This is a genomic window from Luteolibacter flavescens (genome assembly GCF_025950085.1).
Lineage (GTDB): Bacteria > Verrucomicrobiota > Verrucomicrobiia > Verrucomicrobiales > Akkermansiaceae > Haloferula > Haloferula flavescens.
The window spans coordinates 362,362-374,080 of sequence record NZ_JAPDDS010000003.1 but is presented as its reverse complement, the minus strand read 5'-3'; the positions used below and the strand labels follow the sequence as shown (position 1 = coordinate 374,080).

Annotated in this window: 12 protein-coding genes; 8 read left to right on the top strand and 4 right to left on the bottom strand. The window is 63.6% G+C overall.

From position 1 onward, the window contains the following. Nucleotides 1-466: 466 nt before the first annotated feature. Nucleotides 467-646, bottom strand: a complete 180-nt coding sequence (locus OKA04_RS07430) for a hypothetical protein (protein ID WP_264500514.1) — start codon at nt 644-646, stop codon at nt 467-469. Nucleotides 647-2,081: 1,435 nt separating this feature from the next. Between OKA04_RS07430 and OKA04_RS07425 the strand changes: the two genes are divergently transcribed. Continuing rightward, nucleotides 2,082-3,743 (top strand): hypothetical protein, encoded by a 1,662-nt coding sequence (locus tag OKA04_RS07425; RefSeq protein ID WP_264500513.1) that lies wholly within the window; start codon nt 2,082-2,084, stop codon nt 3,741-3,743. A gap of 13 nt (nt 3,744-3,756) precedes the next feature. Next, the gene (locus tag OKA04_RS07420; RefSeq protein ID WP_264500512.1) at nt 3,757-4,530 is read left to right on the top strand and encodes a hypothetical protein; all 774 of its coding nucleotides are present in this window, start codon (nt 3,757-3,759) and stop codon (nt 4,528-4,530) included. Nucleotides 4,531-4,623: 93 nt separating this feature from the next. On the opposite strand, the gene dtd is transcribed toward OKA04_RS07420, so the two are convergent. From dtd to OKA04_RS07405, 3 genes are read right to left on the bottom strand one after another with little or no spacing between them, the layout of a single operon-like run. Continuing rightward, complete coding sequence (dtd, locus tag OKA04_RS07415; protein ID WP_264500511.1) at nt 4,624-5,076, bottom strand: D-aminoacyl-tRNA deacylase; 453 nt, start codon at nt 5,074-5,076, stop codon at nt 4,624-4,626. Between the two features lie 28 nt (nt 5,077-5,104). After that, on the bottom strand, nt 5,105-5,449 hold the full coding sequence (locus tag OKA04_RS07410) for a rhodanese-like domain-containing protein (protein WP_264500510.1): 345 nt from the start codon (nt 5,447-5,449) through the stop codon (nt 5,105-5,107). Further along, complete coding sequence (locus OKA04_RS07405; protein WP_264500509.1) at nt 5,446-6,054, bottom strand: L,D-transpeptidase family protein; 609 nt, start codon at nt 6,052-6,054, stop codon at nt 5,446-5,448. The genes OKA04_RS07410 and OKA04_RS07405 overlap by 4 nt, the downstream gene beginning before the upstream one ends. Nucleotides 6,055-6,280: 226 nt before the next feature. Here OKA04_RS07405 and OKA04_RS07400 point away from each other — a divergent pair, with 226 nt between their 5' ends. From OKA04_RS07400 to gcvH, 6 genes are all read left to right on the top strand, one after another. Continuing rightward, on the top strand, nt 6,281-6,583 hold the full coding sequence (locus tag OKA04_RS07400; protein WP_264500508.1) for an FmdB family zinc ribbon protein: 303 nt from the start codon (nt 6,281-6,283) through the stop codon (nt 6,581-6,583). A gap of 42 nt (nt 6,584-6,625) precedes the next feature. Continuing rightward, complete coding sequence (locus OKA04_RS07395) at nt 6,626-7,354, top strand: hypothetical protein (RefSeq protein WP_264500507.1); 729 nt, start codon at nt 6,626-6,628, stop codon at nt 7,352-7,354. Nucleotides 7,355-7,378: 24 nt separating this feature from the next. Further along, a complete protein-coding gene (locus OKA04_RS07390) occupies nt 7,379-8,905 on the top strand; it encodes a hypothetical protein (protein ID WP_264500506.1) in 1,527 nt (508 codons plus the stop codon). A 145-nt stretch (nt 8,906-9,050) separates the two neighbouring features. Beyond that, nucleotides 9,051-9,962, top strand: a complete 912-nt coding sequence (locus OKA04_RS07385; protein ID WP_264500505.1) for a hypothetical protein — start codon at nt 9,051-9,053, stop codon at nt 9,960-9,962. A 97-nt stretch (nt 9,963-10,059) separates the two neighbouring features. Then, nucleotides 10,060-11,160 carry a glycine cleavage system aminomethyltransferase GcvT gene (gcvT, locus tag OKA04_RS07380; protein ID WP_264500504.1) on the top strand — a complete coding sequence of 367 codons (1,101 nt, stop codon included), beginning with the start codon at nt 10,060-10,062 and terminating at the stop codon, nt 11,158-11,160. Between the two features lie 14 nt (nt 11,161-11,174). Further along, nucleotides 11,175-11,552, top strand: coding sequence for a glycine cleavage system protein GcvH (gene gcvH / locus OKA04_RS07375; RefSeq protein ID WP_264500503.1), 378 nt, complete (start codon nt 11,175-11,177; stop codon nt 11,550-11,552). Nucleotides 11,553-11,719: the final 167 nt, after the last annotated feature.

Here is an 11,719-nt window from a genome sequence, read left to right as displayed (position 1 = left end):
GCGCTTTCCGGCGGAGAAACCAGCAACTGGCAAGGTTTCCGCTGCATCGGATACAATTTCTTGCTCGCGGAGAAGGAGACTACGATGTAATTACCGTTCTTGTGACTGCGCGCCACCGCTGCAGAACCAACCGTCGGGGATCCGCACGCGGATTCGCCTTGGTGGCGTGCATGATGATGGTGACGCTTTTGATGGTGGTGGCGCTCGGGCTGATGAGTCTTTCCAGCATCGAGATCCGGCGCTCCGGTCGCGAGGATCACGCTGCCGCGGCACGGGCAAATGCACGGATGGCGCTCATTTCCGCCATCGGCCAGCTCCAGACGACCCTCGGCCCGGACCAGCGTGTGTCCGCCACGGCGGAAATCCTCGGCGAAGGCGTGAAGCAACCTCACTGGACCGGCGTGTGGCGTACCCGGCAGGCGGACGGCAGTTCCTGGTTCACGCGGGACGATCTCGCAGGCGGGCTTCACGACGGTCGCGCCGCGGGCACGAAGGAAAAGGCACTAGCCTGGCTGACCAGCGGCGAGGGCGATCCGATGACCGGTCCGACGGGCGAGACCATCCCGCTCATCAGCGCCGGTGCGAGCGGCCAAGTAGACCCGGTGGCCGTGCCGCTGGTGAAAGTCGCGGAAAAGGGCAAGGCCACGGGCAGCTACGCCTGGTGGACGGGTGACCTGGGCGTGAGGGCAAACATTGCCACCGCCGACCCACGCTCGGACACCGTCGCCAGCCGGGAAAATCCTGCCGACGGCGGCATGTATCGCATGCTCGCCAGCGCTGCTCCGGATCTCACCATGATGGGTCTCCCGGAGAAGCTGGACAAATCCCACGGCGACCGGCTCGTCACCGCCAAGACTTCCGCACTTACACCGGCGGGCCCCCAGTGGACCAGGGATCATGGCTTTGATTTCACCGTCGCCTCCAGCGGCGTGCTCGCGGACGTGGCGGAAGGCGGCCTGAAGCGCGACCTTACCGCCTATCTCAGCGGGGATGGCACGGTGCCGGACCTGCAAGGACGCGTCGGCCTGAAGGACGATGATCCGCTGGTCGGCAGCCGGATTTCCGATACGGGTGCCACTGCCAGCAAAAGTGCCAGCGCGACCGCCGCCGATTCCCGCCATCGCATAACGGGTCCCCGCTTCGGTCTCCTCAGGGATTGGGCAAGGCAGTCTGTCTCGTTCGCTGATGGCTCATCCAATGTGCGTTTGCCCGAGACAATGGACGGTGATGTCACCGTCTCTCGCGCTAAGGCATTAGCGAATGAGAAGCCGGTCAAGCTTTCGGGAAACATTCACTCGGGTCTCCAGCCAATCGTCGTGGAGGCGAGCATGTATACTCAGATGAGCACGAATGAAATCGCTCATGTTGCTGGAGCGGGCAAGTCGTACCAGATCCGCCCTTTGCACTATCCGCGGGTGGTTTTGTGGAATCCCTACAATATACATCTTCAAACGGAGCGTATGATGGTGATGATTCAGGGTAATGGACGCCAAGAAATGTGGACGCAAAATAGTTATCGCGGGGTTAGTGTTGCTCCGTCTCAGTGGATATCTTACGAGGGTGGTCGAAGTGCGGCTACCTTCTTTTCAGGACTTCAGGTTTTTAATGATGAGGCTTACAAGGATCAATATGTTGGGTCTTATTTTTTTTCCATTCCGGTAACAATATTCGGCCCGGGGGAATGTCTCGTTTTCTCTCCAGCGAAATGCGCGGAATATGATTGCCTCACTTTGTATAATAATAGGCAGGATTATAATCTGGCTGGGAATGAGCTGAGTTGCGAGGTTGCTCCGGATTCGTCTCGATGCTATTATATATCTGACTCTGATAATAATGGGGGGTTTCCATATGTGATTACCGCTTTCTGGTACGCTCCAACTCCTTACTGGTCTCAAGCTGGGCGCAGTGGAATCGAGAATCAGGGCGACGACACTCGAGTCATTTTCAAGAGCTTGGGAACGTCGACGGATAAAGTAACGTTCTCTCGCTTTGATGCGCTCCCTCAACTCTCCGTCCTCTCCGCTTCCTTGCAATTCGGTGCTGGGCGGGAACCGCGGATTGCTTGGAACAACTTCGAGAAGATGCCAATCCAGCTCCTTGACCGGCTGAACCCGAAGCCGACCGTGGTGCCGAATGTCCGCACGCGCGAAGGTATCCGACTTCGTTGGTTCACGGAGCATCCGTCGAATCGAATCGGCTCCGGTCCGTTGGCGGCTACCCCGCATTTCGACGATGCAGTGCTGGCGAATTTCAATCCGCGCGCAAGTTACATCGTGCGTTCGCCATGGGAGAATGTCGCGGGCAGCTTGCCTGCCACTGGCAGCGGTGGCGGCCCGTGGTTCTTCGGCGCATACACGCGGGATCTTTACGATCAGGCGGTGAGTTGGGACGAGCAGGCACCCGTGCCGCGAAATGGACGCTACCACGGGAACCCTTTCGGCCCGCCCCAGGAGGGTGCGGAGCGCTACATTCTTTTCGATCTGCCGCGTCACGAGACCGGCGTGGTTTCGCTCGCGCAATTCCAGCACGCGAAGATCTCCGAGCTGGTGTGGCATCCTTCGTTCGCGCTGGCGAATTCACTCGCGGACCCGCGTCTCGGCACCGGCGAGAATGCCGGACTGAATCGAACCGCGGCCGCCGCCAGCGATCAAGCGAGTGCTGCCTACGGCGGCTTCCATGAGGATGACATCGGCTGGTCGAATGACTCGCAGCGCGGGAAAGACAAAGGCGACTGGGCCGCCACAGCGCGTGCCATTCTCGGCGAGACGCCCGAGACCGACAACCTTGTCTATGACCTATCCTTCGAGGCGAATCAGACGCTGTGGGACCGCTTCTACCTCTCCAGCGGCACGGCGCAGGAGAAGCTGAAATTCCGCGATGATCCGCTGGCGAACCCGCTGCCGAATTCACGGCTGCGTCCTGTCGCCGGGACACCGCCGGATTTTTCCAGCCTCACCGATTTCCACCGCTCGGCGTCGCAGCTCATGGTGGATGGAGCCTTCAATGTGAACTCAACGCGCGTCGAGGCGTGGAAGGCGCTGCTCGCCTCGTCAAAGCTCACCGGCTATGGCACCGGCGGCACGCCATTTCCCCGGGTGCTGGATGCTCCCGGCGGCGCGTGGAAGACCGGCGACGAGGCTTGGGATGACAAGGCATGGTCCGGCTACCGCGAGCTGAGCGATGAGGAAATCGGCAAGCTCGCCGAGGCAATCGTCCATCAGGTGAAGCTCCGCGGGCCCTTCATCTCGCTCGCCGACTTCGTGAATCGCCGCCTCGCTGAAGACGAGACCGGGCGCATGGGCCCGCTGCAGGCGGCCATCGAGAGTGCCGGGCTGAATGCCGCGCACGTGGAGGCCTACCCGCTGGACAATCATCACTCGCTGCCCGACTACCACCATCCGGACAATCTCCGCGACGCGACCCGGCTGGAGCAGACGCTGAAGCCGGCATCGAAGGCATGGGGCGCGCCCAGCTATCTCACACAGGCAGACGTGCTCCAGGTCATCGGCCCCGCGCTCACCGCCCGCTCGGACAGCTTCGTCATCCGCGCCTATGGTGACTCCGTGGATGAGTCGGGGCAGGTGCAGGCGCGCGCTTGGTGCGAGGCCACCGTGCAGCGAATTCCCGAGCCGGTGGTGGCGGATGAATCCGGTCTTGATCCGAAGAACGCGGGCCAGCCCGGGGACTTCGGCCGCCGTTTCGTCATCGCATCCTTCCGCTGGCTTTCACCGGAGGAGATCTGATAGACATGATCCCATGAAGTCCCCCGTTTTCGCCGGACTCCTCGCACTCGCGTGTGTCTTGCCAAGTCTTGCGCAGCAGCCGACCCCGCAGCCTGCGGAGGAGAAGGCGAAGGCACCCGCAGGGCGTCAGGTGCGCTTCCTGCCCGTTGGCGATCTGCCGCCCTTTCGCCAGGAGATCCGGGACGGCGTGGCGTATGAGCTTGAGCCGCCCGCTGGCAGCATTCCACCGCGGCAGGTAGCCGTGGGCTTCGGGGAAGAAAAGACGGATGCCGTGCCGCTGTTGCTAGGTCGCGTCACCGAGCCGCTGGCCGCTCCCGGTGGCGAAGGCCCGATGCTCATCCGCCAGGGGAATGACGCCGCCGATGCCGAGCCATGGCTGCGCGTGAATCGCCCGGAGACCGGTGACTTCCTTGTCCTCCTCTGGCGCGACGCGACGAAGGGCGATTGGGGAAAAGCGCGCTCGCTCGTCCTCTCGGATGCCCCCGAGGCTGCGCCTGCCGGTCGGGTCCGCATCGTGAATATCTCGCCCGTGGCCGTGGGCGTTGTCTTCGGTGGCGAGAGGATCAAGCTGGAGGCGGGCAAGTCCTACCAGCGGGCCATGCCCATCGGAAAGGACACCGAGTTTCAGCTCGGAGCGGTCACCACATCCGGCGATCTCCAGCGCTTCCACTCCGGTTCGATTTTCCAGAATCCCGGGGAAAGAAGCCTCATCGTGATCTACCGTGCCGATGGCGTCCAACCGCGCCGCCCGCTGAAGGCGGTGGTGCATCGTGAGCCGGTGAAGTAGCGGGAGAACTTGCTGGAAACCTGTGCAGAGACCGTCATCTGATCGCTGCCGCCCTATTGCTTCGGCTGACCAGTGGCTGCACGCTCCCAGGGGTCACTCGCGGTCCTTCGTGTCCATTACGATGGTGACCGGGCCGTCGTTCACGAGGGCGACCTTCATGTCGGCGCCGAAGCGGCCCTTGCCCACCGGCTTTCCGAGTTCGGTGCCGAGCACGGTGCAAAAGCGTTCGAAGAGCGGCTCGGAGATTTCCGGCCGGGCGGCGCGGATGAAGGAGGGGCGGTTGCCCTTCTTGGTCGAGGCGTGGAGAGTGAACTGACTGACGACGATCGCCTCGGCACCGCAGTCCGTGACCGCGAGATTCATCAGCCCGGCCTCGTCGGGGAAGATCCGCATCTTCGCGATCTTCGCTGCCAACCACGCGATGTCTTCCTCACCGTCGCCATCCTCAATGCCGAGGAGGATCAGCAGGCCGGTGCCGATGGACGATACGGCCTCGCCATCAATGGTGACGGAGGCGGAGGACACGCGCTGGATGACGGCTCGCATGACGGATGGTGGAGAGGCGGGATTTGCTTCAATACACCGGCACCGAGGGATCGATCTCCGCAGACCATTGGTCGATCCCGCCGCTCATCGACCACGCCTCGGCCCCGCGCTGCCGCCAGTAAGTCGCAGCCCGCAGGGAGCGCATGCCGTGGTGGCAATAAACGATCACCGGGATCTCCGGCGGCGTGGCTTCGGCGAAGCGGGACAGGGGCACCAGCAGCGCCCCCTCGATGCGGCAGATGCGCCACTCGTCGTCCTCGCGGCAATCGACGAGCGCGATTTCCCCACGGCGGACCGCCGGCAGTAGGTCCGAGACCTGTGCCGGTGTGACCTCGATGCCCGTCGCCGGGTCGGGCAGGGTGGCCTCGCTCATCGCTCGACGGTCACCGGGGTGCCGAGCGGGGCGTTTTCGAAGAATTTCACCGCCATCTGGTCCGGCATGCGCACGCAGCCGTGCGAGGCCGCGTAGCCCGGCAGGTAGCCGGTGTGCATGCCGATCGCCGGGGCGAAGTTCAGGTAGTTGAACATCGGAGCACCCTCGTAGTAGCAGCCCGGAGGCACCGGCTCGTTGTGCGCCTCGGCGTCGTCATCCACCACGCGGTTCGTACCCTTTTCCTTGAATACGCCGTAGCTGGAGGAGCGGTGCCACTTGTTTTTCATCGTCACCTTGTAGGTGCCGGAGGGGGTGCCGCGGCCTTCCTTGCCGGTGGAGATTTTCGAGACGCCCGCGAGCTGCCCGCCCTTGTAGAAGAATGCCTTCTGCTGCGTCAGATTGATCCGGATCGAGGCCGGGCCAGTCAGGTGGTCGCCATCCCAGTAGGACACGTCGTCGGGCAGCGGGCTGGATTTCCAGTCATGCTCCCGCTTCTGCGTGTAGCCGGACATGTAGTGGGACTCGCCGCGCATGCTGGAGAGGTCCATGCAGGAGGTGGCGAGGAAGGGGAGAAGTAGTGCTGATGTGGCGACGCAGGCTCTCATGATGGTGATTTGGTGGGGCGGATTATAAACTGTGAAAGCCGCTGCGGGTCAAGGACCGGGGAGGCGGCTTCGCAGTCGGGCGGGGTGCGGGATTCCCGTAGGAAATGAGGGGCAGGGAAAGGATTTCTTCCCGGGTATGCGCGGAATGCCGCGCTTTTGCGGCTCACCGGGCACTTGGTTCCGCCGGGCTTGCACCCCGGGCCCGGCATGATAAGGGTGCCGCCCCATGCCGAACTACGACTACGTCTGCGAGACCTGCGGCCACCGCTTCGAAGTCTTCCAGAGCATGAATGACGCGAAGCTCCAGGATTGCCCGCTGGAAAGCTGCTCCGGAAAGGTGAAGCGACTCCTCGGCACCGGGGCCGGACTGCTTTTCAAGGGCGCGGGCTTCTACCAGACCGACTACCGCTCCAGCTCCTACCAGGCCGGGGCAAAGAGCGACTCCGCCGCCTCGAAACCGGCCGAAAGCTCCACTCCGGCGGCCCCGGCTGCGGCTCCCGCACCCGCCCCGTCGAAGAGCTCCGAGTGAGAGCCCTTCCCAAACCGGGAAGCGTCTGCTACCGCTCGACGCATGGCCGATGAGAAAGCACCGCTCCCGAAGACGAAGCACAAGGGCAGTTGCCTAGAGAGGCTCATGGCCCTGGTGTCATTCGTCACCATGGCGGGCCTCGGCACGGCGGTCTATTTCATGACCCAGGCGCAGGACCTGACCGATATCAAGGGCCGCGCCACTCCCACCGCCTCCACGCCAAAGGTCCGCGACCTGCGTGCCGTGCTGAAGAACTCGCTGGACCGCAACTACCCGCTCACCCTCGGCGAGGAGGAGATCAACCAGTACATCCGCCAGACCCTCGTGTCGAAGCAGGGCGGATTCGCCGGATCGCAGGTCTCGCTGGATGGCGTGAGCGTGCGGCTGGAAGACGGCCGCGCCGAGATCATCACGGAGCGCAAGGTCTTCGGTCAGCCGGTCACGCTCTCCATGTATGTGCGCATCGAGCAGCACATCGACGTCCATGGGAAGACGCTCACCGGCCTGTCCCGTGACGGCGGTTCCTTCGCGCCAAATGTGAAGTTTCTCGACGAGCGCCTGAAGAAGGGCGGTCGCTTTGGAAAGCTTGTCGTGCCCCAGGGTTTCCTGCTGCTGGCGATGCCGCAGTTCGAGAAGCTCGCAAAGGTTTACGAGCGGGAGATCCACCTCGCCTTCGAGGAGATGTCGCGCATCCGTATGGAAAAGGGCAAGCTCGTCCTCGATCCCCGTGCCGACGGAGGCTCGTCGATGCTTCCCGGCGAATCCTTCTGAAGTCCGCTCAAGCCTCATCCTGCCATGGTCGCCGCCCGTGCCGTCAGTCTCAGCCTGCTCTCCTGCGCGGTGCTCTGCGGCCAGGAGGAGGTGCCACCACCGCTGCCGCCTCTGCCCCCGCCCACGGCGATCCCGGTGGATGAGGCGGAGGCCGTGGCTCCGGCTGAGGCCGATCAGCCCGTGCCGGTGGTGCCCGGCGGAAATGTCCCGCGACCGAAGGGCATGGAGGCCGCGATCAGCCAGTCGGGCATGTTCCGCGTGCTGGGAAAGGACCCGCTGAAGCGCTCGTCCATCGCGCTCGCGCTGGAGCAGGTGCGGGAGCAATTCCTCGACCTGCTGCGCGAGAAGTCCACGCCGGCAGCCGGGGCGGAGGGACGGCGCGGACAATTCGTGGATCCCGGCGCGAAGGACACGGATTCCTTCAAGGTGCCGGTCACGGTGGAAATCGTGGAGCCGGATCAGGACAAGCCGTCCGCCGCCCGGCCCGTCGAATACGGCCTCGTCAGCGCAGAGGGCCAGCTTTCGCTCATCATCCGCATTCATGCTGACCCGGGCATCGACCAAGAGCAGTTGGAACGCGCCGCATTCACCGTGCTCCTCTATGAGCGCTCGCTGAGGACCGCGAAGCCGGAGGACGATGAGCCGCTGGTCGTCCGTCCGTGGCTTGTCGAGGGACTGGTCGAGGCCCGGAAGTGGAAGATGGGTCAGGCGGACCGTCGTCTTTACGAAGGTGTCTTCCGGCGCGGGGGCGGCTTCACCATGGATGAGCTGTTCGAGTTGGGAGACCGCAGTTTCCAGCAGCTCGACAGTGCCTCGCGGCTGACCTTCCGCGCGCTCTCCGGCGCACTGGTGATGGCGCTGCTGGAGCAGCCGCAGGGCAAGGACGCGTTCAAGAATTTCGCGGGGGAAGCGGCGCGCTTTTCCGGGGAGATGCCGGTGCTCCTGCGCAAGCATTTCCCGGATCTGAATCTCTCCGAGCGCAGCCTCGCCAAGTGGTGGGCGCTCACCCTCGCCAGGCTGGTGCAGCCGAAGCTCTCCGAAGTGCTGCCGGTACTGGAGACCGAGCGCGAACTGGAGACTGCCCTGCAATTCCACACCCGCGACCCGGAGGGGAATGCCCTCGACCTCGGGCTGGACACCTGGCGGGAAATCATCGCGCTGGAAGAGGCGGATCGCATCGAGGCCGTGCGCCCCGCCGAGGACGGACTCGTCCGGCTTTCCTACCGCTGCTTCCCTTCCTACCGGCCCATCATTCAGGAGTATCAACAGATCCTCCGCGACGTGGCGGCGGGGAAGGACAGCAAGGTGGAGACGCGCCTGGCGGATCTCTCCGAGCAGCGGTTGGTCCGCTCGCAGCGCGCCACCCACGCCCGTGACTACCTCGATTTCTTCGAGATCTCGCGCGCCCGCGACCTCAGCGGTGAATTCGACGACTACATGCGCCTGAAGAAGGAGCTGGAACTCCGCCCGCGCCCGAAGCGCACCGACCACCTCAGCGAGGTGCTCGATACCCTGCAGAAGACTTACGAGCCGAGGGCGGGCAAGCGGTGAGGTAATCTTTGTTCCCGTATGCTCATCCCGCGGCGAACCTCTATCGCCACGGTTCTTGTCTCAAATATCTGTAGTCCTGGGGTTGCTTTATTGTCGTGATAACTTCCGGCTTCCGTTCCGGTCGGCGTGAGGTTAGCGGATGGACGTGAAATCGATCCTCCCCTTGATCTCGGGTTTCGCCCTCTTGCTCGGCGGTGTTTCCTCCGGTCAAACGCCGCAGACCCCGAAAACCGAACCCTCCCGTGTCTGGACCGTCGCGAAGACAGGGAAGGGGAATCCCGGCACATTGGTCAGCAAGACGGCCGACAAATCCAGCATCGTCATCCGCATGGCGAATGGCCGCGAGGTCACGGTGAAGACCGCCGATCTCGTTCAGGCAGACAAGGACTATGTGGCGAAATGGACCTCATCTGTGGATGCCCCGCCAAAGGGCATCGTCCGCGGCAAGGCATCGACCCTCGCACAGGCGCAAGGTGGCAAGAGCCGCGTGATGGAAGACCTCCAGAGCGTGCTTTCCCACTACGGCACGGCGAAGGAAGACACGGATACCCATCCCGATGCCATCATTTACAAGGGACCTGCATGGTATGAAGGCGGACCGGAAATAACCATCCCGTATCTCATGCCCGTGGAAAAGGCGCTCGCCCTGCTGGTGGAACGCCCCGGCCCCGCATCACGTCGGCCCGCTGTCGCTCCGGGCTTCCCACCTGGCATGGGAATTTTCGAGTACGACATCCGCAGCGGAGCATACAACCGCATGTTCATCGTCGTCGATCAGGCGAATCAGGTGGTGGCGCTGCAGGCGAAGTCCGAGAACAAGAACGACCCCGCCGTCCCCACGCGGAAATGGAACCGGCGGGACTTGCCCATGAACAGCACCTCGGACTTTCTCGAACCGAGAACCGGTGGTGCCAGGTGCCATGTCCATGATCTCCGGAAGAGCGAAAAGCGCATCGTCATCGATCTGGAGGCAAAGGGCGAGACCCTGCTCTTCCTGCCAGCCCCGATGGTCAATCTCTGTCTCTTCCACCTCGCGGAGGATTTGAGGAAGCGCTGACTCCCGCGCGGCAAGCGCCCAAATTGACCGAATCGGTCAAAAGTCCGCGCGTTTCCTGCCGGTGATTTGACACCTCCGGGCGGTCTTTTCACGCTCCATGCCTGTGAGCACCATCCAGAGCACGCCCTTGGAAAAACTGCACGTCCGCCTCGGCGCCCGCATGGTGCCCTTCGCGGGGTGGAACATGCCCGTCCAATACACCTCCATCATGGACGAGCACGGCGCGGTGCGCGGTGCCGCGGGGATCTTCGACATCTCCCACATGGGCCAGTTCATCGTCGGCGGTGCCGGCGCGCTCGAGTGGCTGAACAAGATGCTGGCGAACAACGTGGCCAAGCTCGGCGATGGCCAGGGCCAGTATTCCTTCCTGCTGAATGAAGCCGGTGGCGTGATCGACGACCTCATCGTCTATCGCACCGGCGAGAATGACTTCTTCCTCGTGGTGAATGCCTCGATGATCGAGGAGGACTTCGCCTGGATGGCGAAGCACCTTACGGGTGACGTGACGCTGCGCAATGAAAGCCCGCTCTGGGCTGGCATGGCCGTGCAGGGTCCCGAGTCCGCCGCCGCATTTGCAAAGGCATGTCCGGGCCAGACGCTGCCGCCGCGGAATGGCATCGTGCGCTTCCCGGTGGAGGGCGGCGAGGCCGTCGTCTGCCGCACCGGCTACACGGGTGAGGATGGTTTCGAGTTCTTCTGCCCCGCCGGCGAAGGCGAGGCCTGGTTCGAGAAGTTCATCGAGTGCGGGGCAAAGGCCTGCGGCCTCGGTGCCCGCGACTCCCTGCGCCTGGAGATGTGCTACCCGCTGAATGGCTCGGACCTCTCGCCGCAGCGCACTCCGATCGAGGCGGGTCTCGGCTTCTTCGTGGATCTGGAAAAGGGCGACTTCATCGGTCGCGAGACCCTCGCGAAGCAAAAGGCCGAGGGCCCTGCCGAGAAGCTCGTCGCGCTGGCCTACACGGACAAGGGCGCGCCGCCGCGCTCGCACTACCCGCTGGAAGATGCCGCGGGGAATGTGATCTCCGAGCTTTCCTCCGGCGTGCTTTCCCCCTCGCTGGGGCAGGGCATCGCCATGGCCTACGTCCCCGCCGCGCTGTCGAAGCTGGGCACCGAGCTTTTCGTCGATGTCCGCGGCCGCAAGTTCCCGGCCAAGGTCGTGAAGAAACCGTTTTACAAGCCCGCCACCGCGAAAGCATAAGCTAGCAACACCCGATGAACGTTCCGCAAAACCTCCGCTACAACAGCTCCCACGAGTGGGTGCTTCTCGAAGGCGACATCGCCACCGTCGGCATCTCCGACCACGCCCAGGAAGAACTCACCGACGTGGTGTTCGTCGAACTCCCGCCGGTCGGCAAGACCGTCGATGTGGGCGACCCGACCGCCGTGGTCGAGTCCGTGAAGGCCGCCAGCGACATCTACGCGCCGATCTCCGGTGAGGTGGTGGAAGTGAACGACGCCGTGGAAGCCGATCCTTCGCTCGTCAACACCGACCCCTACGGCAAGGGCTGGATCTTCAAGCTGAAGGTCAAGAACGCCGCCCAGGTCGAAGCGCTCCTCGACGCCGCCGGCTACGAGGCGCTGATCGGTTGATCGATCCCGTCAGGCATCCTTTTTGCAAAACCCCGCTCCGGAAACGGCGCGGGGTTTTCTCTTCCGTGGCTCTGGCATCCTGCCGGAAGCCTCTGCGGAGCCGCCAGATGAAGCCAACTCCTCGCTCGCGACTCCACTGATGGGAGCGCTCACATAGCCCTCCCATC